18 protein-coding genes, 1 tRNA gene and 1 pseudogene are annotated in these 23,453 nt (G+C 37.4%); 3 read left to right on the top strand and 17 right to left on the bottom strand.

The window, feature by feature from the left end:
* Positions 1-3: 3 nt before the first annotated feature.
* From PSA_RS15665 to PSA_RS15690, 6 genes are all read right to left on the bottom strand, one after another.
* Entirely contained in the window at positions 4-3,111 is a 3,108-nt protein-coding gene (locus PSA_RS15665; protein ID WP_042142774.1) for an efflux RND transporter permease subunit, read from the bottom strand.
* 11 nt (positions 3,112-3,122) lie between these two features.
* Positions 3,123-4,511, bottom strand: coding sequence for an efflux RND transporter periplasmic adaptor subunit (locus tag PSA_RS15670; RefSeq protein ID WP_052379815.1), 1,389 nt, complete (start codon positions 4,509-4,511; stop codon positions 3,123-3,125).
* A 917-nt stretch (positions 4,512-5,428) separates the two neighbouring features.
* The gene (locus tag PSA_RS15675) at positions 5,429-6,022 is read right to left on the bottom strand and encodes a hypothetical protein (RefSeq protein ID WP_042142776.1); all 594 of its coding nucleotides are present in this window, start codon (positions 6,020-6,022) and stop codon (positions 5,429-5,431) included.
* Between the two features lie 98 nt (positions 6,023-6,120).
* A complete protein-coding gene (locus PSA_RS15680; RefSeq protein WP_042142778.1) occupies positions 6,121-6,342 on the bottom strand; it encodes a hypothetical protein in 222 nt (73 codons plus the stop codon).
* An 86-nt stretch (positions 6,343-6,428) separates the two neighbouring features.
* Positions 6,429-9,998, bottom strand: coding sequence for a M1 family aminopeptidase (locus tag PSA_RS15685; protein ID WP_042142780.1), 3,570 nt, complete (start codon positions 9,996-9,998; stop codon positions 6,429-6,431).
* Entirely contained in the window at positions 9,988-10,896 is a 909-nt protein-coding gene (locus PSA_RS15690) for an ABC transporter ATP-binding protein (protein ID WP_042142782.1), read from the bottom strand. The genes PSA_RS15685 and PSA_RS15690 overlap by 11 nt, the downstream gene beginning before the upstream one ends.
* A gap of 125 nt (positions 10,897-11,021) precedes the next feature.
* Here PSA_RS15690 and PSA_RS15695 point away from each other — a divergent pair, with 125 nt between their 5' ends.
* Both PSA_RS15695 and PSA_RS15700 read left to right on the top strand, forming a co-directional pair.
* On the top strand, positions 11,022-11,801 hold the full coding sequence (locus tag PSA_RS15695; protein WP_059364950.1) for a sensor histidine kinase: 780 nt from the start codon (positions 11,022-11,024) through the stop codon (positions 11,799-11,801).
* A gap of 26 nt (positions 11,802-11,827) precedes the next feature.
* Entirely contained in the window at positions 11,828-12,535 is a 708-nt protein-coding gene (locus PSA_RS15700; protein WP_042142786.1) for a LytTR family DNA-binding domain-containing protein, read from the top strand.
* Positions 12,536-13,061: 526 nt separating this feature from the next.
* On the opposite strand, the pseudogene PSA_RS15705 reads toward PSA_RS15700, so the two are convergent.
* A pseudogene (locus PSA_RS15705) lies at positions 13,062-13,940 on the bottom strand (IS982 family transposase).
* Between the two features lie 343 nt (positions 13,941-14,283).
* Positions 14,284-14,368 (bottom strand) — tRNA-Leu (locus tag PSA_RS15710).
* 339 nt (positions 14,369-14,707) lie between these two features.
* Between PSA_RS15710 and PSA_RS15715 the strand changes: the two genes are divergently transcribed.
* Positions 14,708-15,217 carry an RDD family protein gene (locus PSA_RS15715; protein WP_042142788.1) on the top strand — a complete coding sequence of 170 codons (510 nt, stop codon included), beginning with the start codon at positions 14,708-14,710 and terminating at the stop codon, positions 15,215-15,217.
* A 62-nt stretch (positions 15,218-15,279) separates the two neighbouring features.
* Here the strand turns inward: PSA_RS15715 and pdxJ are convergent, their stop codons facing one another.
* The 9 genes from pdxJ to PSA_RS15760 all read right to left on the bottom strand — a co-directional run bounded on the left by pdxJ (position 15,280) and on the right by PSA_RS15760 (position 23,437).
* The gene (gene pdxJ, locus PSA_RS15720; protein ID WP_042142790.1) at positions 15,280-16,011 is read right to left on the bottom strand and encodes a pyridoxine 5'-phosphate synthase; all 732 of its coding nucleotides are present in this window, start codon (positions 16,009-16,011) and stop codon (positions 15,280-15,282) included.
* A gap of 26 nt (positions 16,012-16,037) precedes the next feature.
* The gene (recO, locus tag PSA_RS15725) at positions 16,038-16,748 is read right to left on the bottom strand and encodes a DNA repair protein RecO (protein WP_042142792.1); all 711 of its coding nucleotides are present in this window, start codon (positions 16,746-16,748) and stop codon (positions 16,038-16,040) included.
* Positions 16,749-16,764: 16 nt separating this feature from the next.
* A complete protein-coding gene (era, locus tag PSA_RS15730) occupies positions 16,765-17,640 on the bottom strand; it encodes a GTPase Era (RefSeq protein WP_042142848.1) in 876 nt (291 codons plus the stop codon).
* A 95-nt stretch (positions 17,641-17,735) separates the two neighbouring features.
* On the bottom strand, positions 17,736-18,419 hold the full coding sequence (rnc, locus tag PSA_RS15735; RefSeq protein ID WP_042142794.1) for a ribonuclease III: 684 nt from the start codon (positions 18,417-18,419) through the stop codon (positions 17,736-17,738).
* A gap of 41 nt (positions 18,420-18,460) precedes the next feature.
* A complete protein-coding gene (gene lepB / locus PSA_RS15740; RefSeq protein WP_042142796.1) occupies positions 18,461-19,393 on the bottom strand; it encodes a signal peptidase I in 933 nt (310 codons plus the stop codon).
* 14 nt (positions 19,394-19,407) lie between these two features.
* On the bottom strand, positions 19,408-21,195 hold the full coding sequence (lepA, locus tag PSA_RS15745; protein ID WP_042142798.1) for a translation elongation factor 4: 1,788 nt from the start codon (positions 21,193-21,195) through the stop codon (positions 19,408-19,410).
* 86 nt (positions 21,196-21,281) lie between these two features.
* Positions 21,282-21,731, bottom strand: a complete 450-nt coding sequence (locus PSA_RS15750) for a SoxR reducing system RseC family protein (protein ID WP_042142800.1) — start codon at positions 21,729-21,731, stop codon at positions 21,282-21,284.
* A gap of 37 nt (positions 21,732-21,768) precedes the next feature.
* Complete coding sequence (locus tag PSA_RS15755) at positions 21,769-22,743, bottom strand: MucB/RseB C-terminal domain-containing protein (RefSeq protein ID WP_082305818.1); 975 nt, start codon at positions 22,741-22,743, stop codon at positions 21,769-21,771.
* Positions 22,744-22,807: 64 nt separating this feature from the next.
* Positions 22,808-23,437 carry a sigma-E factor negative regulatory protein gene (locus PSA_RS15760; RefSeq protein ID WP_042142802.1) on the bottom strand — a complete coding sequence of 210 codons (630 nt, stop codon included), beginning with the start codon at positions 23,435-23,437 and terminating at the stop codon, positions 22,808-22,810.
* Positions 23,438-23,453 lie beyond the last annotated feature (16 nt).

A 23,453-nucleotide genomic window follows, 5' to 3' on the forward strand; every position in this document is an offset into this window, starting at 1 on the left:
CACCTAACGTATAACAAGCGACTTTACATCTTTGCCATATTGTTGAAAGTAACGTTTTAAATCGTCTAAAATAAGGTAGTTCATCGGCACAATAAACAAGGTGATCAACGTGGCGAATATAATGCCAAACCCTAAACTCACCGCCATTGGAATTAAAAATTGCGCCTGGGTAGATTCTTCAAAGAGTAATGGTATCAAACCTGCAAATGTAGTGAGAGACGTCAACAATACCGCTCTAAAGCGCCTTCCCCCTGCTTCATAAACCGCTTTTTTCACTGACGTACCTGCCAAGCGACGTTGATTGACATAGTCAACTAACACGAGTGAGTCATTAACGACTACACCAGATAACGCTAATATGCCCATGAAACTTAGCAAGGTTAAATCCAAGCCCATGATCCAATGCCCTATCACCGCGCCAACCAATCCAAAAGGAATGACTGACATCACAATCAAGGGTTGTGAATACGACTTAAATGGAATCGCCAATAAAACATAAATTAATATCGATAACGCTATCGCACCAACGATCAGCCCCTCAGATGACTCTTTTTGATCTCTCGCCTCGCCTGCTAATTCAAAACTAACACCCGGATAGGCATTCATTTTGATCGCTAACCAAGACTGCAGCTCTTTTTGAACTAAAGACATGTCGCCTGTTTTCTTATCAAAATCGGCCGTTACGGATAAGGTTCTTTGTCTATCTATCCGCAAAATTGTATTTGGACTCACACCAGGAAGAACATCAGCGACTTGCCATAAGGCGACTTCTTGGTTAGGGCCAATACGTATCATCATTTGTTCTAACGTTTCAATAGACTGTCGCGCTTCGATAGGGTATCTCACCATAACCCGAACTTCTTCACGACCTCGCTGAATACGCTGCACTTCAAAACCAAATACGGCTTGTCTCACTTGACTTGAAACGCTATTAAGATCTAGTCCTAACAGTCTTGCTTCAGGTTTTAAAACAAGCTGCAACTCTTCTTTACCATCTGACAAGGAATCCTCTATATCAAACACACCGGAATAAGTAGCCAACTTCACTTTTAATTGCTCGGAGATCTCATTAAGTGCACTGACATCGTTGCTTTTCAGTTCAATATCAATAGGAGAACCACCCCAACCGCCAATCTCTGCACGATAGTTTAGTTGCTCTGCCCCTGGGATTGGTCCAACACGCTTACGCCATTCATTGACAATATCTTGTGTCGTTACCACTAAAGTGCGTTTTTCAGGCGGGACTGTTTCAACACGAACTCTGCCCGTTGTTGAATTTCTCCCTCCACTGATCGCATAAATATTACGAATAACAGACTCTCCGGTCTCAGGGTCGCGAAATTCTTCGCGCAAATCTTGGGCATGCTGCGTAATCGCTCTAACATAACTGTCAGTAGAGTTGAATGCTGTCCCTGAAGGCATGATCAAATTTGCCGTAGCTACCTCACTTTGTATACGAGGGAAAAATACAAATTTAGTGTGCCCACTAAACAAAGTGCCTAGCACCATGATAAAAGCGGCAACCATTAACGCGAGCGTTGCGTAGCGCCAGCGCATTGCTTGTGCTAGAGCTGGTTGATAGAGTTTTTCAATCAACACTTCCAGTGAACGAGCAATTTTTTGTTGAAGTTGTGATAGTCGAGAAGGATTATTTGAAAGTGGGCGAACATGTTTTAGATGTGCCGGTAAGATAAATTTCGACTCTATAAGTGAAAATAATAATACTGGCACTACTACAAACGTGATGGCTGCATACCAACTAGCTCGTCCTGTTTGAAAGGCAAGTGGTAAAAAAGCTGCAGCAGTGGTTAAAATACCAAAAGTTACCGGCACCGCAACTTCTCGCGTTCCGTTAATGGCAGCCTTTAGCGGATCTTCGCCTCGTTGTAAGTGAGAATACACGTTTTCGCCGGTAACAATCGCATCATCAACGACAATACCGAGCACTAATATAAAGGCAAATAGACTCATCAGGTTGATACTGACGCCGAATAAAGGCATGAATAGAAATGCCCCTAAAAAACACATAGGGATACCCAAGCATACCCAGAAGGCAACTGCGGGTCTTAAAAATAACGCAAGCATAATTATCACCAATAATGCGCCCTGCCATGCACTCTTAGTTAACGTATCAAGCCTTGCTTTTACTGGTTCGCTTCGATCTCGCCAGTAGTCCATTGATAGACCTTGCGGCAATTGGCTTTGCTTTGCTTCAATGTAATCTCTTACCGCGGAGGTTATATCGATAACACTTTCATTTCCGGTTCTAAATACTTCAATCTCTATTGCGGGTACACCATTAAAACGCGTATTTAGCGATATTTCAGCAAACGCATCCTTGATATTGGCTATATCTCCTAAGCGCAACATGGTGCCGTCTTGAGTGGTAATAATAGGAATATTAGCAAAGTCATTAGCTTGGTAAGCTTGCCCTCTACTGCGAATAAAGATCTCACCACCGGACGTTCGTAGGTTACCTGCTGAAGAATCACGGGAGTTTTGGCGCAAAATATTAGAAACCTGGGCCAAAGTTAGGTCATATTTACGAAGTGCCCATTCTGGTATTTCAATAGACATCTCAAACGGAAGAACATCCTCAATTGCTACTTGGGATATATCATCTAATTGAACAAGCTCATCCCTCACGTCTTCAGCCATACGCCTTAATGTTACGGCATCATAATTACCATAAATCATTACTCCGATTGCATCTCTGCGCCATTGAGGCACTTGAATTAATAAGTTCTCCGCTTCTACAGGAAAATTACTAATCGCATCAACGCGAATTTTTACTTCTTCAAGCAGCTCCCTTACGTCATAGCCTTCTTCAACAGATAAAGTAACGGATGCTCTGCCCTCACTGCTTTGAGAATTAATTTGACGGATACCTTCAATATCTTGAACCGCTTCTTCTATCTTAATCGTGATGCCTTCTTCAACTTCTTGTGGCGATGCACTGGGTAAAGTAACGCTGACGCTAACACTGCGTACTTCAATTTCAGGAAATAGATCAACAGGCACTTTGTTGAGCATCACATAGGCACCAGCTAACATTATTAATACTAATAATATATTCGCAGCAACATCGTTTTTAGCAAACCAAGCAATCATTATGCAAACTCCTATTGCGCGCTAACTGACATCGAAGCATTAGGGGAAAAAGCATCCTCTACTTCAGTATTTTCGCTTACAGCCGAAGACTCTGCTATCAATTGCTTTTTAGTGGCTTCTTTTACTGGCGAATTATCGCCGTCTAACGGCTTTACTTTTGTACCATCAGGTAAATTAGCCGTAGGAGTAAGAATTAGGATATCTGATTTGTTTAGTAAGCCAGCAGAAAGATTATTGTTGGACGATTGATAGCTCACCGTTAAAAGTGTATTTGCCTGCTGTGGAGCAACCACTACTGAGTCGTTATCAGTCCAGATAGGCGTGATTTTACGCTTTTTAAGTAAGCCATTATCAACGACACTCACCATAAAATCTTGAGAAACAGCACGACGAGGAATGACAAAAACATCTTCATAGCGTTTGCCTTCTATTTTGGCTCTCATAAATTGGCCGATTCTCACTGCTGGTCTCTGCTTTGAGGGTATAAAAGGCTTTTCTATTTGTGCGACAACGTAAAGCATTCTGGTGCGAGGATCGAAAGCCCCTTCAGTACGAACAATTTTTCCAATCCATTGATGCGTTTGATTACCCATATCACTTTCAAATAATACTGCAGGTAGCTCGTTAGCAAGAGTTTCACCTTCAGGTAGGAGTAAGTGTTCTAGATCGTCTACTTTGATAGGTAGGCGCACTTCAACAACATCATTACTGTAAATTGACGCAATCGTTTGACTTGGGGTTACAAACTCCCCAATGTCTATTAATTGCTCAAGCACTTTTCCATCAAATGGCGCAACAACTTCTGTTCTTTGTAAATTCAACCTAGCCCTTTTAACTTTTGACTTTGCTGCTTGTAGTGATGCTTTTGCTGCGGCAAGTTGTGGCTCTCTTAATGCTAGTTTTCGTGCCGCTTTTGATTCGGGAATTGTGTTCCACTCCTTCGCAGCAAGCTCTGCTTGGGCTAATTCTTGAATATACTTCACTTCAATATCCGCAGCCTGCGAAATTGCAATATCAAGCTCAACTTCAAAGTCTCTGCTATCAATTTTAGCTAAAATATCACCTTTCTTAAAAACGCCACCAGCTCGAATATTTGGCGAAACAGCTACCACCCGGCCACTGATATCGGCAACCAAACGAGTTTCGGTAAGTGCTTGAGCTGTTCCGTATGAGTTTACCCAGATATCGAATGACTTGGTCTCTAAGGGTCTCACTTCTACAGCAACACTCGGAGCAGGCCTATCTCCCCACCTGTTGGCTTTGGGTTTGGCACTAAATAGACCCACAACAACTAGGAAACAAATAGCCAAGATAGCCAAAGTTACAATACTGTGGGCAATCCAAGGTACTTTTCTTTCATATATTTCCAATTTACTGTTTTGATTAAATTGACTTGTCATTGAGTTCTCCATAACTTGACCGGTACGTTATAGAACCGGTTAAGCATTTATTACACTGTGTTGTTTTAATTTAATTACAATGCAATACGAATCATCGAACAAAAAAGATTTATCTTATAAATATAATTTTATATTGCTTACAGTAACTGAGGGTTACAAGAAGGAACTGCAATCAGTGAAATTAAAAGGCTTTTGTTATCTGACGATTCCTACATGATGAATTTAATGGCAGCTATTTTTACTAAACACTCTGATTAGAGGTATGAAAAAGAACATCGTTTTATAGATTTTCATAGGGAAGGTAGTTCAAAAAAATATATTGATAAAGATCTTAGCGCAAAACAAGTGAAGTCAATTATTCTAGGTTATTGATTTGACCATGAGAAGTATGATGCCGAATTAAAACGAGTAATTGAAATTTTATACGGTGGGAACTTAACGATATATAAGGCAGAGCCAAGCCTTAAGAAATACTGTATGGTAATCAAACCATATCAACTTTAAATTATAGTTTGAAGGCCAATACAAACATAGTAACCTTGTAAATAACTATGCCTCCTCCTAAAGAGCTCACTAGCTTTAATTTTCTCCATTTATATTTGCAAAGAATCGTTTTACATATATTAGGGATTACACTAAACAGTAGAAACTGAATTTATTTTGATTTACTGAAGTGGGCTTTAAACTCAAATATAAAGTACAAGCTAAGCCTTTATTTTAGAATAATAAAAAATTAGACATAAAAAACCCCTCACCAAACGATAAGGGTTCTAAATTGTGGTACCAGTAGGCGGACTCGAACCGCCACACCCGAAGGCGGGGGATTTTGAAAAGTATACGCCTAAATTTATCTTTATATTTCAATTAAATAAAAACAAATATAAACACTTTACAAATTCTTTGCAAGTCTACGTATTTTATTGAATACTAGCATTTATTGCATTCGCAGTTTGTCTTGCTTTCACTAGTAGCTGAGCATAAAGTTCTAAGCTTTCTAGATATTCATTATCCTTTACACTGCTTTGTGCAAGTAATCGTTTACCAGCGGTAATTCCTTGCTCTAATGACAATTCACCATTGTCGCTAAACAAAACACTATACCAACACGCAGTATCCCATTTCAGATAGGCTTCCTTTATCGGTGCGGGTAACATGCAGGCCTGATAAAACAATTCTCCTGCCTTATTTTTATCACCAAATGTCCATAAGAGTTGCGCTGCTCGTTCAACAATTTCTACGTTGTTGCTATATTGCTGTGCAATACCCGTTGCATAATGGATCGCTTCACTTTCCTTTTGTGTGTTTTGTAATAAGTCCATCTGTACAATATGAGCGAACGGAGAACTTCCTTGCAATAATTTTGCTACTATTGGCGCTTGTTTATTACTATCACCGCCCATGATGCTGGGCTGTCCATAAGCTTTAGCTGCTTCCATTTGGTATCTAGCATTCTGGGGTGCGAGTTTGGCCGCTTTTGTCATCGCCTCAACATAATTGCTATATATCGACATTTTGGAAAACATCGAACTATTTTTTGCGACAATTTGCCATAAATTTCCCGCCCAATATTGTACTTTTGCATTGTTCGGGTGTGCTTTTGTGAAAGACGCTAAAGCATCGTCAGCGTTATCTTCATTACGTTGAAGGGGCTATCGAGGACATCAAGCGCAGTTATTACCGATTGATAGTCACGCTGATAATATAGCGCTTCTAAAGTTTGTTGATTAGTTTTTTGATGCTCTAGGGTTACTGCTAATGTGGCTTTTGGCACATAAGCTGTGCCTAAGATTGCGTTGAACAAGGCGAGTTTTGCCCCATGGATGAGTTTCATCATGTGCTCCTGTAACTTCAATGAATAAGTTGTGAAATGGTTGAACAGCGAGAGCTAGAATACTCCCGCTGGTGTTTATAAAGGGACTAGTTGATAGTGAAAACGTTGTCTGACAAGTTTCTGTCTATTCTGCGCAATTTAGGATCTACCTGTACATGTGTAGGTTGTCTTTCTGTATATAAAGTCACTTCACTACGATCTTTATAGAATTTTACTTTTTCAATTAACATAGCGTTGCTATCGTCATACATTGGGTAGCCGTCATAAAGGGCGACATCGATATATTCATTGATAGGCGCGGCTTGCTCTTCGTTAGTTTGTAAGTCCAATTCGAACTTCAATACACTGACATCAATAGTGGTCATAAATACACTATTAGCTTCGTTCGACACTCGCTGTGATTTTGCACCATGTATCTCAAAGCTGTGGAATATCACTCGCTTAAATAAATCATCTATTTGCTCTACTTGCTCATGTGTAGCTTGCTGACTAAAGGCAGCTAATACATCCAATGTTGTCGCTTTGTATGGGTAGCCTTTTTCAGTTAAAAGTTGCTTTAATGCTTGGTTAATCTTGTCTTCACCTAAGATATCCAATAGCGCGTACATACTGTGCTGACCTTTACCGTAAAACAAGTGAGCCTCGTGTCCCATGCTATATAACGGTTGTTCGATATCAGACATGTATGGACGAACTTTCAAATAAAAATCTAACGATTGATTCACTAAATCAAAAGCGGCTGTTTCTCCATATATATGATTCAACATAACAAGCTCGGTATATTTAGCTAATGTTTCGGTCACCATTGGAGCGCCCGCAATGTAATGTGGCTCCAGATAGTCGCCCCAGAACTGGTGAGCAAATTCATGTGAAATTCCACGTAATTGAGGATTAAATTCGGCTAAATCTACTTGTCTGCTATCTAAGTTAAACATTCTATTCTCTACCCCTACGTACATACCTGGTTGTGAACTTCCAAATGACTGAGTTGCTGAAAAATATGGAATTTCTACAATGGCATAATGTTTACCTTTATAAGGCATATAGTGTTTAGTAAAGTAATTCATTGATTGTGTTAACGCCGTTAAAATCATCTCGTTGTCTTGATTATGCTCAGGTGCATGATAGACCGTTAATTCAACACCATTATGTTTTTTTGTTTCAGTGGTAAATTCCGCTGAAACGACAGCTAGCTGTGCTTGAATTGGCTGGGCAGACTGGTAGTGAAAGAATTGACGTCCTTCATTAATCCACGTCTTTTTAGGCGTTCCAACAGTTACCACAGTTTGCGGCATTGTGGTGGAAATGACTGCGTCAAACATTAATTTATCGTGTGCTTCAACGTGCATGTGCTTTTCTGGCATAGTACGCGTTAATTTTGGTAAATCATGCTCATTACGATTGTCCACATCTGTTAATACGTAAGCTTCGTTAAAGCCAAATTGTGGTATCACATCTTCAACTTCTATATAACTACCGCCATCGGTTACATAGTGTTCACCGTCTAATTCGCCAAAAGCGTTATGTGTTGCGGTTAGCGAAAACTCAACAGAGGTTGTTTTATTCGGCGCTAAAGGTGTTGTCAAAGTAAACAACATGGTTTGATGTACTTGATCATGTTTGATTAATTCTGCACCCGCTAATTCTACCTGATAGTTCACATGGCTTTGACGCAATACCGACACCAATACATCTGTGATCGGCTGATCAGATTGGTTTTCAATGATATAACTGCCTCGTATTTGATAACTACGATTCTCAGGAAAGATATCCATCGCTAACTTAACGTCAACAATTGTAGGTGACGATTTACCTTGGTATGACTTATATTGTTTTTCGTAGTCTGCCATTAGCGCAATCTTTTGTTCCTCTGTCATAAAGGTATTAAACATATTTTTTTGGTAGAAAATATAGCTAGCGCTAGTGACACAAACCAACATTAAGCTTGCCAACAGCACACGGGCTTTTTTCGTTAATTTTTCTGCTGTAACTGTACTGCCGCGTTGCCAGAATTTAACGGTGATTACACCTAAAGTACCTGTTAAAGAAAGCCAGTAAATGTTGTACCAATGAGCAGCTTGTGCATGATAAATCGTGTCAGCCATATCAGAGAACATGAAATAAGGTTGATAGGCAAATACTGTTAATGGATGGTCAAGTAACATGCCTTTCGCTACGCCATTTAGTACAAATACACCAACACCTAATAACAACCCAATGGCTTTTACTTTGGCAAAACGCTGTAAAAATAGCGTTAATAAAGCTGCCAACAACATAGGAACGCCACTGTAATAGAACAGCAATAAATACTGTTGAGGTTGAATATCTAAATAACCTTGCGACAACTGGAATAGAATCGCCGAGGTAATGCTCACCAGTATTAAGGTAAAACCGATGGTAAGTACTGCCGCTAATTTTGCAAAATAAAAAGTAAAATTTTGCGTAGGTGTGCAATCAATTAATGGTGCGATTTTGATTAAACGTTCATTCCAATATAGTTCTACCGTAAAGAAAATCACCACTAACATACCAATTTTTGCTAATGGTTCTTGTAACCAGCCTAGAATTAACGCTGTTTGTGGCAAGAATGCTTGACCTCCTGCGACTGGACCATCAAAAACACTGTTAATTAAGTTTCCTAATGTAAAGGCGATAGTGGTGATCAACAGCACCATGAATACTTTGCCACGTGTCGCGGTCATGTACTCTATGTTGAATTTTGACCATGCTACTGGCCAATTAATTTGGTTAAAATCAATCACAGGTTTTGGGCTGGTATATGGCGTGAAACGTTTGTGTTCAGGTTCTGCTGTAGCAGATAGATCTTGAACGTTCTTTTTCGTTTTTATTTTATGTTCAGCCCTAAAGCTGAATACTCTATAAGTAAAGACAAATAAACTAAGGCTTATTGCTAGCCATAAAATACGGTTGAATAACAATGCCCCTGTTAGCGAAGGCATAAAAGTATTGCGTTGCTCAGCACTCCAATAAGCAGATTGTTCTGCAAAAGCGATTAGACCGTATGGTTCAATTAATGAAGCGAAGCCATATCCCTCCGATAATACGGATGATGTAGCCATTAATGGTGAATTGCCAAATATCGACCCTACGATATATATCACGTATAACATGATCCCAGAAACAAATACCGTGATCATACTTTTACTTAACATTGCCGCAGCAAATACTATGGAGGTACATAAAAATACGGAAGGTACGATAAACAGCAGATAATTACTGATGTAGTAATTTAATTGAAATGGACCTACCAATTCGGCATCTAAAAATAGCGGGGTAATCATCATGCCAATAAGTGCCATGAATAATATCGCACACGTAGCAAGGGCAATGCTGATGTATCTACTGGCTAAATACTTTAATTTGTCAATTGGCGTGGTAAAAATTAGTGACTCCATCTTGTATTGGCTATCTCGCAAAACGGTAGCCGACGCTAAGACACAAGTAACAAAAATTATATTAGGCGCAATAAACAATAATGTTTGGCTTATAGCGTGAGCAGAGTTTGCAAAGACTAAACCAGAACCGCGCTGCGTAGTGATTAAAACGGCCATCCATATCATAGCGATTGAAGCTGCCCAAAAGCCACCTTGCTTGATCTGTTGTTTTAATTCAAAGGGTAATAACTTAAGCAACATCTTGATCCCCTTGATTTGTATGACCAATACCTTGAGCCTTGTTTAACGTAGAAAAGTAAACATCTTCTAAATCTGGAGTAATGGGCTTGAATCCAATTTCTGGTTGGAATTCACTTTCAATGATTAGTTGAGTTTTGCCAGTAATTAATCGTTCAGATAAAACGTTGAATCTAGTGCGGTAGTCTGCAGCTTCTGCTCTATTGACCATTTTTGACCAGACTCGACCGTCTAACGTACGGATTAACGAAGCAGGTTTTCCATGCAATTGAATCTGACCATTAATAAGAATTGCCATGTTTGGACAAAGTTGACTGACATCTTCAACGATATGTGTTGATAAAATAACAACTATGTTTTCGCTGATTTCACACAATAAATTATGAAAACGGTTGCGTTCTTGCGGATCCAGCCCTGCGGTTGGTTCATCAACAATAATAAGTTTTGGGTCACCTAGTAAGGCTTGCGCAATACCAAAACGCTGTTTCATACCGCCTGAATACGTCGCAACGTCATTGTGACGCTTGTCGTATAAATTGGTTAAATGCAGTAGATTTTCTATTTGTGTTTGACGCTGCTCTTTATCAACAATACCTTTTAATAACGCTAAATGATTTAACAATTCATAGCAGCTGGCTTTCGGGTATACACCAAATTCTTGCGGCAAATAGCCTAAACATTCACGTAATACATTAGGGTTTTTAACAATGTCTTTATTATCAAAACTAATTTGTCCGTGAGAAGGTTGTTGCAACGTCGCGATTGTGCGCATTAAAGATGACTTTCCAGCTCCATTTGGCCCAAGTAAGCCAAATAAACCAGGTTCTATGTCAAGTGATACTGATTTAAGCGCTTGAACTCCATTGTCATAAGTTTTTGATAAATTTCTAATAGTTAACATACGTCCGTCCGAAGTGTTTTCTGTTTTTCTGTATAGTACAATCACTAAAAATTAAATAAATAATGAAATGACGAACGACGATTAAACATTGTCGAACGACGAATTTCGCTAAAAAGAAGGCTATTTTGAACGTTTTGTTAAAGAGTATTGCGCTAGTATTAGGTTATGGCGTCAGCCTATATCTTATCTATCTTGCCACAAACCCTGAGGTACTGATTGTATTTTTAACCATTAGCTTGATGCTACCGCTTATTTATTTGATACAAGATAGGGCAAAACAAAAACAGTACATTGACCATTTACATCAAGAAACACTCAAAGCTGAACTGAGTTTACTAAAAAGTCAAATTAATCCACACTTTTTCTTTAATACTTTAAATAACTTATATGGGCTAGCCGTTGAGAAGTCTGATTTAACTGAAGAGGTAATATACCGGCTGTCTCAAATGATGCGTTTTACAATTTATGGTGGCCGTAAACATACAGTATCGGTGGAGGACGAAATTGCATATTTGGAAAATTTCATTGAACTAAATCAACTGCGCCATCAACACCGATTGGATATTCGTTTTGAACGACATATCACCAATGATCAACAACGTATTCCGCCACTATTATTCATTAATTTGCTAGAAAACGCCTTCAAACACGGTGTTGATACCTTAACCGATGGTCAGTATATTCATTTTTGTTTAACGACTAAGCCGGAGATGATCGAATTTACGATCAAAAATAATTTCGACAAAACGGTATTAGAGAAAAATAAAAAGCAACGAGCAAGCGGTGGACTGGGATTAGACAATTTAAAGCGCAGGCTTGTTTTGCTTTTTCCAGATAAACACCAAATAAAAACAAATGTTACCGATAGCCTTTATAAAACAACAGTTTCGATAGACTTAACATAAACGGATTATATAGACGGATTAACTTAATGAATTATTTGATCATCGACGATGAGCCAACCGCGCATAAATTGATCACTCGATTTGCACAAGCTCATCCGACATTAAACTTAGTGGGTTCGTGTTTTAATGCGATGCAAGCTGAACAATTGATGCAATCGAAACAAGTTGACGTGATTTTTCTAGATATTAATATGCCGAAAATGACGGGGTTTGAATTTTTAACCGCACTCAAACAGCCCCCACAAATCGTTGTTATTTCAGCACACCAAGAGTATGCATTAGAAAGCTATGAATACGAAATAAGTGACTACTTACTTAAACCGTTTAATGCTGAACGGTTTGGTAAAACATTTCAAAAGATAACCGATAAACAAGCGTTGATCGAAAGTCATATGCAAAGTGGGAACAGCAGCAATGCCCTGCAAGAAAGTATCTTTATAAAGGATGATAAAAAACATCATCAAGTGGCATTAAATGAATTACTTTATGTTAAAGCAAATGGCAACTATTCCTCAGTTTATTTAAAAGGCTCTCAGTTACTAAGCCAAATGAAAATTTCTGATTTTGAGCGATTATTGCCAGAGGAACATTTTTCTCGAGTACATCGTTCATACATGGTTGCCCATCATGCATTGACATTAATCAAGGCCAGTGAAGTACATATTAATGATTTTGTTGTACCGGTTGGGCGAATATACAAAGACAAAGTGTCACAAATAGTTAATAAGAAGTAATTGCAATGTACAGTCACGTTCAAATTCAGCAGTTAACACTTCCTTTGATATATTATATCGAGCTAATAAACACATCAGAACTTATTAAATGCCAATTTAAATCAATTTGTTACACCATCAAAAGGTAAGGCTACTATAGCCACTTCTCCGACCACGCTTTACCACTCCTCCAAACTTTACATATCTTTAGTGGCATAGTGACTTTGAAAAGTAGTAAATTATAAATGTCGTTTATGGTCTACATAGCGCCTACATTGGAATTATGTAAAATTTAGCTATTGATTTAAGTAAATTTCAGGCATAAAAAAACCTTGCAATAGCAAGGTCTTAAAATGGTACCGGAGGACGGACTTGAACCGTCACGCCCGAAGGCAAAGGATTTTGAATTTAGTGTATCTGTAATAACACTTATATATCAAACACTTTAAATGAAAAAACAAAATTTGTCACGGCAAGATCATTATAAATTGAACCTTTTACTTTAGTCGCGATCAGATCTCAATATAATACATTGAGGTAATTAACCTCAGATCTGCATAAGAAACTCTTTGTCTAGCCGAATTATTCTAATACTTGGCTGTTTTTTTTGAAAAGTATATGCAATTAATCCAGCGATTAAGTTAACCAAAAAGCTTACGCAACTACGATGCCTAGAATGCTCTATCTGAGATATATTTTTTAATTGGTCAAAAACAGTTTCAACAATAAAACGTTTTCTAAGCATTAATTTTATCCCATACTTTCATAACTTGGCTTTCATATTTTTTCTAATTCCAGTTACAAAATTGATATTTTTTTCAGCAAATTCGGCTTCCAACTTTTTAGATAAGTAACCCTTATCTCCATATAATTAACCCCATAAATTTTTTACCATATCTGGGATAGGGTTTCTGTCATCTACATTTCCTGCTGTAATTTTCACAGCTAAAATCCCACCTTCATCATTAATGATTAAATGAAGTTTAAATCCATAGAACCAACACATAGTTCCTTTTCCTCGCTCGGCACTACCGTTAAAAACTTTATGTCTAGGAATACGTAACTGGTGACAAACTTGTATTTTAGTTGCATCAACTAAAGCTATCCCTATCGGTTTTGCTTGTCGATGTGTCATATAGCTACAAAACGGTGTGAGGACAGATTGTAATAGTTTTAGCATTCTCGTATAGCTAACCAATTGTGGAAATTCTTTACACCAATATTGACATACATGATTGATATAATAGGTTTTAAAATCACGGTAACCAGAGCGATGAAAAGCAATAACAATCGTCATTACCTCACTCGTTGTAAGTTTAGAAGGCTTAATTCTTTGTTTAAGTCCAATTTCGATAAGGTGATTTTGCCACTGAGGTTCAAATTTAAGACAGAAGTCATCAGTGAAAATAAAGTCTAAATTAATCATGCCCAAGTCCTTGTGATTGAAAGTTCTAGTCAAACGATCTGATCGCAATTTGGGCATTTAGTTCAATTCTTATGCGCAGCTCAGGTTAAGTAACTTTAAATAACTATATTACACCCCCAAAATAGCTCTCTTACATTACATTTTCTTCATTTTAATTTGCAAAGAATCGTTTTATAGATATTGGAGTCATACTAAAAAATATAAGTTGGGGTTTATTTTGGTTTACTGAAATGTGTTTTGATCTTTAAACTCAAACCTAAAATATAAGTTAAGCCTTTATTTTAGAAGAATAAAAAATTAAGCATAAAAAAACCCTAACCAATTGGTTAGGGTTCTAAATAAGTGGTACCAGTAGGCGGACTCGAACCGCCACACCCGAAGGCGGGGGATTTTGAATCCCCTATGTCTACCAATTCCATCATACTGGCATAATTTTTCTTTCACTCTCTCGCTTTAATCAGTATTAAAACAGATGAAAAAATAAAGAAAAACCACTTTAGAGCTCAAGCTTTATAAAAGTTATTTTTTAGATGCTCTTGTCTTTATGCAAAGTATTATACAAAGATCAGACTGTGCGGCAAGTACTTTTTCCCCTATACCGGCTAACTGCTCGGTTATTGTTCAATATAAGTATTATTGATTTTATTGATGGCTATATCTAAGAATATTTAGTTTTAATAAACATTTTTATCTAATAAATTCCCTCACGTTATCTGGTTTGATAAAATAAGTTCTTGCGAAAACGCTTTAAATAAATTAGGTATGAAATGACGAGTAACGAAATAAACTTTCCAAGAACAGGACTTGGTCGCAGATTAGCTTCTTGGGTATATGACGCTTTGGTTGTTGTTGCGTTCTCTATGGTAACTACGGTACTTTTTTTATTTTCTGTACAAGGGTTAATCTCTTTAGAAGTACTCAAATTGGGTAATGCAATTGATGTTTCAGATTTAATTGAGAGCAACCTGATCTTAGAGAGTATTCGAGGTATTTTATTAATCGGTGTTAATTGTGCTTTTTTTGTTTATTTTTGGACTAAAGGCGGACAAACAATTGGTATGCGCTCATGGCGTTTAAAAGTTCAAAACTTAGATGGCAGTAATATCTCTATTAAGCAGGGGATTATTCGCGCTTTCTGTTCGCTATTGGGTCTAGGTAATTTATTAGTTGTTATTGATTTTAAAAATAAACGTGCTTTACAAGATTATGCTGCTAATACAGAAATGGTTACTTTAACTAAAGAAGAAAATAAACGCATTTATCAATCTATGGACTAATTATGTTATTAATTTAGCGAGTATGCTTACTCGCTAAATTTTTACTGCTAGCCGTTTTTAAATTAAAGTCTCGCTTCAACCATTAAACGTTTCATATCTCTAACTGCTTTTTCTAAACCATCAATCGCCGCACGTGCAATGATTGCATGACCAATATTTAGCTCATAAATCTCTTCTATTGCCGCAATTGGTTTTACATTATGATAATTTAAGCCATGACCTGCATTGACAATCAAATCAAGGCCTGCAGCAAAAGCAACACCATCTTTAATACGGTTTAGTTCTGCTAATTGATCTTTATCATTTTGGGCATCAGCGTAAGCACCAGTATGAATTTCAATATAAGGTGCACCCACATGTGAGCAGGCTTTTAACTGCTTTTCATCTGCATCTACAAATAAAGACACTTTAATACCCGCATCTGTTAAACGCTTTACTGCATCAGCTATTTTGTCTTGATTGCCAGCAACATCTAAACCACCTTCTGTTGTCAGCTCTTCACGTTTTTCTGGTACTAAGCATACATATTCAGGTTGAGTATCTATTGCTATTGCAATCATTTCTTCAGTTACAGCAATTTCAAGATTCATTCTGGTTTGAATTGTCTGCTTCATCACTGCAACATCTCTGTCTTGTATATGACGGCGATCTTCACGTAAATGAATTGTAATACCATCAGCACCAGCATGCTCTGCAACGCTTGCTGCATGAGAAGGTTCTGGATAAGTTGTGCCCCTCACTTGGCGTAATGTGGCTATGTGGTCAACATTAATACCTAATAAAACATCTTTCATTGTTATTGCCTTATAATTTTATAAAATCAGGGCTTTATAAATAGCTCTCTGCTTTTTAAAGGTTTATTTCCCAATAAGGGTTTTAATAAATAGCGACTGAGTTGTTTCGCCAATTGCCTTACGGATGACTTTCTAAAGTCATAGTTTAAAATTGCTAATAATTGTTCACCGCATACAGCTTGCTGATAGCTATAATAGTCAGCTTCATTTTGCAGTATTTTTCCCCATCCCATTTCATCAAAAAACTGGTATTGACTTTTAGTTTGAATTTTATCGCCAGCGATATCAAACTCAAAATCAATGCCATAGCCTAATAATTCTAACAATTGAAATTCAAATGTTCTCAAATAAAGCTCTACTTCATTATCTTGTTGTAAATGATTAATATGCTGATGATAAAGCTCGTAAGCATCTTCTATAGGTTCATTATGGGGAATGATGCGTTGGCATAATTCATTTAAATAAAACCCGCAATAAAGAGATTTGCCTTTAAGTAAAGTGACTTTACCAGATAATTCAAATTGTGTGAGGTATTTTAAATCACCTTTACCAGTAAAGCTGATCAGAAGTTGTTGGAATGGTTGCAGTTGTGCTTTGTGTTTAATTGAATGCCTGCCTTTAAGTCTAGCAAGCATTCTAAGTTGCCCTACGCCCTCTACAAGCATATCAATCATTATTTGCGAATCACTATAAGGTCTGTGATGCAATAGATATGCATTGTAAAGTGTTGTATTCATTTTATTTTATAATTCGCTATTCGCTACCATAACCTAAGCTACGTAGAGCACGTTCGTCATCAGCCCAGCCAGACTTCACTTTAACCCAAAGCTCTAAGAAAACTTTGTTATCCAACATGGTTTCCATGTCTTTACGCGCTTCTCGGCCAATTGTTTTCAGCTTTTCGCCTTTATTGCCAATCACCATACGCTTTTGAGTTTCACGCTCTACTAATATCAAGCCATTTACCTGCCAAACGCCATTGTCTTGCCATTTGAACTGCTCGATTTCTACAGTAATTGAGTAAGGTACTTCATCGCCCATAAAGCGCATTAACTTTTCTCGAATGATTTCAGCGGCTAAAAAGCGCATAGATCTATCGGTAACATAATCTTCAGGAAAATAAAACTCACAAGGCTGTAAGTGATCTTTTACATGATTTTTGATTATTTCGATATTTTTACCTTTAGTCGCAGAGATAGGTAAAATATCTAAAAAGTCACCTTTTTTCGCTAAAAACTCAAGATGAGGTAATAACTCTTCTTTATCTTTAACTAAGTCAACTTTATTGATCAATAATAAAACAGGCGTACCACTAAGCATTACCTTATTTAGTACCATTTCATCATCTTCAGTCCAATGTGTGCCTTCAACTAAAAATAGAATTAACTCAACATCACCAATAGAACTACTTGCAGCACGGTTCATTAAACGGTTAATGGCACGTTTTTCATCTATATGTAACCCAGGAGTATCAATATAAACAGCTTGATAATTATCTTCTGTATGTATACCCATAATACGATGTCTAGTCGTTTGTGGTTTACGAGAAGTAATGCTCACCTTTTGTTCGATTATTTCATTTAATAAAGTAGATTTACCCACATTTGGACGACCTACAATGGCAACCATGCCACAGTGGGTATCTGGAATATCATGTTTAAGATCTAAGCTATCAGATAAAATGCTATCAGGTGCTTCATCGTGTTTTATATCGTTTTCAGGTTTCATTTTTTAGCTTCATTCTTTAATTTATGTAACGCAAGTTCAGCTGATTTTTGCTCAGCTTTGCGTCGAGATGTTCCCGCACATGTAAAGCTATCCATACCTTCAACAACACACTCAACCGTAAACATTTGGTTATGTGCCTGCCCTTTCGTATCTATTACAGTATAGCTAGGTAAAGGTAATTTACGCGCTTGTAGATACTCTTGTAATAAGGTTTTTGGATCTTTTTGATTGATTTCAGGTGAAATCGCTTCAAGACGAGATGCATACCACTTTAAGATTAGTTCCTGACAATTATCGATACCAGAATCTAAAAATACGGCACCTATTATCGCTTCAACAGCATCAGCTAACGTTGACTCTCTGCGATAACCGCCACTTTTCAGCTCTCCAGGACCTAATCTTAAAAAGTCGCCTAACTTAAACTCAACGCCAAACTCTGCAAGGGTTTGTCCTCGCACTAAAGTTGAGCGCATTCGGCTTAAATCACCTTCTCTTGCTTTTGGAAATTGATGATAAAGTTTATCAGCAATAACAAAACTCAATATTGAATCACCTAAAAACTCCAGTCTTTCGTTATGCTGACCTTTATGGCTTCTATGTGTTAAAGCTTGCTCTAATAACTGAGGGTTTACAAACGAATACCCAATTTTAGAATATAAATCTTTTGCGTCTTTTTTCATTATCTAATTTTCATTCTTTAAATTACGCTGTAAAACTAGGCTTATTGGATAGAACCTAACCGATTAAAACGAACGCCTGTTGGTATCCAACCAGGTAAAAAGTCATCTGCTGTGTTATCAAATTCGAAACTCATCCAGATAAAAACGGCTTTACCTACTAAATTTTCTTTTGGTACAAATCCCCAAAAACGACCATCAGCACTATTATCTCGGTTATCACCCATTACAAAGTAACTGTCCGCTGGCACACGCCATTCATCAGCTTTAGTACCAGGTTGTGTGAAGTAACGACCTTTTGCTTCTAGTGCCATAGGGTTAATTAAAATATCATGCCCACCTGATAAATCTTCAGTTAAACGCGGTAGAGCCATTCCTTGCATTGAAAACTCATCTTCATTTACAAGATTTAAACCTATTTTATTAAACTCACCACATTTAAGATCTGCATTTTGTGTTTCACCTGACTGACATTGTGGTTTTATATACAGTTGTTTATTTCGATAAACAACTGTATCACCTGGTAATCCAACAACACGTTTAATAAAATCAACATTCGTATCTAAAGGATATTTAAATACTGTAATGTCGCCACGTTCAGGATTGTCCATTTCAACTAACTGTGTACGCCAAACTGGGTCTTTTATACCGTAGGTATACTTTTGAACTAATATAAAATCACCAACAAGTAACGTAGGCATCATTGAACCCGACGGAATCTGGAAAGGTTCAAATATAAAAGATCTAAACACTGTGATAGCTGCAATCATCGGAAATATCGAGATTGCAGATTCAGTTATAGCAGGTAATGGCGCTATTTTTTCAAGCGCTTCTTGATCAAGTGCAACACCAGATGAACTTTGTGCTAATGCAATGCGCTCTTTTCTTTTAGGCGCAAACACTAAATGGTCAACTAACCAAATTAAGCCACTGCCTAATGTCAAGATCACTAAAAAGGTTGAAAAATACCCTGCCATAATATGTGTTTTCCTTATTTACCAACTTTGAGGATTGCTAAAAACGCTTCTTGTGGGACTTCAACATTACCCACTTGCTTCATGCGTTTTTTACCTTCTTTTTGTTTTTTCAGTAATTTTTTCTTACGACTCACATCACCACCGTAACATTTTGCGATTACATTTTTACGTAACTGCTTAATTGTTGTACGGGCAATAACATGTGCACCAATCGCGGCTTGAATCGCAATATCAAACTGCTGACGTGGAATAAGCTCTTTTAGTGCTTCTGCTAATTGGCGACCACGCGTTTGTGCGCTTTCATGATGTACAATAATAGCTAACGCATCTACACGCTCACCATTAATTAAGATATCAACACGAACCATGTTTGATGCTTGGAAATGCTTAAAATTATAATCCAATGATGCAAAACCACGGCTAGTTGATTTCAATTTATCAAAGAAATCCATTACTACTTCAGCCATAGGTAATTCATAAGTAAGAGCGACTTGATTACCATGGTAAGACATATTAGTTTGCATACCACGTTTTTCGATACATAAAGTAATGACATTACCTAAGTAATCTTTTGGTACTAATATATGTGCTTCCACGATAGGCTCACGAATTTCAACAATATCGTTAAGTGGCGGCAGTTCAGACGGATTATCAATTTGAATTGTTTCACGTTTAGTTTCAATTTCATAAATTACCGTTGGCGCAGTGGTAATTAAATCCATATCGTATTCACGCTCTAAACGCTCTTGAATAATTTCCATGTGTAACATACCAAGGAAACCACAACGGAAACCAAAACCTAGTGCAGTTGAACTCTCTGGCTCATAAAATAAAGAAGCATCATTTAGGCTCAGTTTTGCAAGTGCATCACGGAAGTTCTCGTAATCATCAGATGAGATAGGGAACATACCAGCGTAAACTTGTGGTTTTGCCTTTTCAAAACCAGATAAAGGTTCTTCAGCGCCTTTACGCGCTAAAGTGATTGTATCACCTACTGGTGCACCGTGGATCTCTTTAATGCCGGCGATAATAAATCCAACTTCACCTGTTTTTAGAGTTTGCGTTGCAGTTTGCTTAGGAGTGAAAATACCAATATTATCAGCGCCGTGTATTTGGTCTGTCGACATAACTCTGATTTTATCACCTGAGTTTAATACACCTTGCTTAATACGTACTAAAGATACAACACCTTGGTATGGGTCAAACCACGAATCTATAATTAAGGCTAGCAAAGGTGCGTCTGTTTCCCCTTTTGGTGCTGGGATATTTTCAACAATGGTTTCTAAAACATCTTGTATACCTATGCCTGTTTTAGCAGAGCATTGCACAGCATCTGTCGCTTCGATGCCAACAATGTCTTCAATTTCTTCTGAAACACGTTCAGGCTCTGCCTGTGGTAAATCAATTTTATTTAAAATAGGAAGTACTTCTACGTCCATTTCTAATGCAGTGTAACAGTTGGCAACTGTCTGCGCTTCAACGCCCTGACCGGCATCAACTACTAATAATGCACCTTCACAGGCAGCAAGAGATCGTGATACTTCATAAGAAAAATCTACATGACCAGGTGTGTCGATGAAATTTAGTTGGTAAGTCTCACCATCTTTTGCTTTGTAGTCCAAAGTGACACTTTGCGCTTTAATGGTAATACCACGTTCGCGTTCAATGTCCATTGAATCCAAAACTTGAGCTTGCATTTCACGGTCTGATAAACCACCACAAAAATGGATCAGACGATCTGAAAGAGTTGATTTACCATGGTCAATATGTGCGATGATCGAAAAATTACGGATATGCTTCATAAACTGGATTCAATACTACTATAAAAAAAAGGACAGCTATTATTAAAGACAATAGCGCGAAAGGGGAATTTTACAATTAAATGCGCCTAATCACCATCTATTTGCGTTAATGGTAGGCTATTTGGGTAAATTTTTATGACTTTTATATCATAATTTACTTTTTTAAGCTGTTTTTTGGCTAATAATAAACCAATGACACCGCCAATAAATGCTAACAAGATTTGCCAACCTTCAGATAATGACATTAATGCAGCACCTGAAATAGCAAAAACAATCGCAAATAATAGTGGTAATAAATAAACTAGCAGTGAGCTTTTGAGTACATGACTATCATCAAGTGCCATTTTTACTTTTTGTCCGATGTTGAGTTGCTCTTCAAAAACAAAAGCAAGCTCAGGTGATTTATCACCAAAAAGCTTGCTAAATATTTTGCTGCCACATTGACCATTACATCCTTCACAGGTAGGTTTTTCTTCTGGTCTTAAAAATGCTGTTAAGCCATCCACAGAGGTAACAGTTAAAGTTTGTTCTATCACGCTATTTACTCAACTTACTCAAAATAAAAATAACACTTTATTTTCGCTGAACTGATTGTGCGATTGTTTTTGCTGTCATGCCAGGAATATTGCCAACAACAGAAACATCATAGCCATCAGCATTATGGACAAATATCGAAGTCGCCCCTGAAGATAAAATACCACCTCTTCTTTTACCTGGTAATGGGCGTTGGACAAAAACAGAAACTTCGATTAAACCATCACCATATAAGTAATAGTCAGCTAACTCATTATTTAAATTTAAGTTATGACGATCTGATTTTAATAATTTAAAACCATCAGGTAACCAGCCTATTAACCAATTTCCTTGTGCATCTTTGATATCACCGCTCGAAACTTCTTTTTCTAGGGCAACAACTTCAGGAAGCTGTTTTTTACTCATTTCAATAAGTTCAGGTGCGATATGTTTGGTCATGCTAACGTGGGTTAATTGCAGCTGTTCTAGTGCTTCCCCTTTATTATTAACATAAGCGGCTTTTAGCAATAAAGTGGACTCTAAATCTAACCATAACCAATAATTAAACTTAGATTCATCTTTAGCTTCAATTTTTACTAATTGCGCTGCACGCCCGGCGATTCGACCCTTTCCGCCTAGCGTAAAATTATATGCTTGTTCTAATACGGTAATATCTTGAAATAAAACATCAGGGATAGGACCTGAAATATGTTTGGCTATTACAGTATAAGGTGCAGATTGTGGTTCAAAATAGGTGACTTTATTGTTAACACGAAAAACTTCAAGTCCTGCGCCATTTAATAAACTTAAGTGCTCTAATTCATCATTGCCATTAATGCCATGCAACCATTTATAAGGTTCCATATTATTACCTTTAACGACTGCAAATGAGGCGTTAAAGTTGTTTTTATGAACGGCTTCTGACATTTTCATCAGCAATGATTTTGCTGTTTCTGGACGTGCTTCTTTATTTATTTGGGTTGTTACTTCACTATCTTGCGCCACTACAGAGTTACTGTAAACTGGAGCGCTCATTGCGACAAAATAAGTACCTATAAAAAGAAAAATACTACTTACAGAGGTTAATTTTCTCATTATTTTATTTGGCATCCTCATTTTCATGATTATTTAAGTCTTCATTTTGCTGTTTTTTTGCTGAACTAGCAATACGAGTTTGTCTTTGATGCTCTAAAACCAAAGCCCCTATACGTTGCTGTTGTAACTTCCTCAATCCAGAAGCTGCATTTTTCAATGCTGGTTGCTCTGTAGAGTAACTCACTGGCGCTACCATACCGCCAAAAGGAACCGTTTGTAAACTCGGTAATGACTCAGTTATAGCCTGCGATTCATCTGAAGGTACGGTTTGCACACCAATAATCGCAAACATAGCAACACTTGCAGCTATTGCAATTTGGCTAAACGGTTTCTTCCAATTAAATGCCACTATATTATCTGGCACTTTTTCTTCTTTAACGGCTGCTGTTTTTACTTCTGATTTATTAAAGTCTGCAAAAATAGGCTCATGCTCTAATTGGCTTGCTACTTTACTTGCTATATCTAAATGAATGAAATCTTTATCATCGGCGCGCATTGCATCACCAATTAAAGAATATCTTTCTAGCGTTTTTCCCGCTTCAGATTGAGCCATAAAATCACTCATGCCTTCTTCTGCATCTAAAAACGCAGATATTTCAGCTTTATCTTGTTCGGTTAACTGCTTAATAGTCATATTCTAACTCGCCTGT

Source organism: Pseudoalteromonas sp. '520P1 No. 423', from assembly GCF_001269985.1.
In the GTDB taxonomy this organism is placed as follows: Bacteria; Pseudomonadota; Gammaproteobacteria; order Enterobacterales; family Alteromonadaceae; genus Pseudoalteromonas.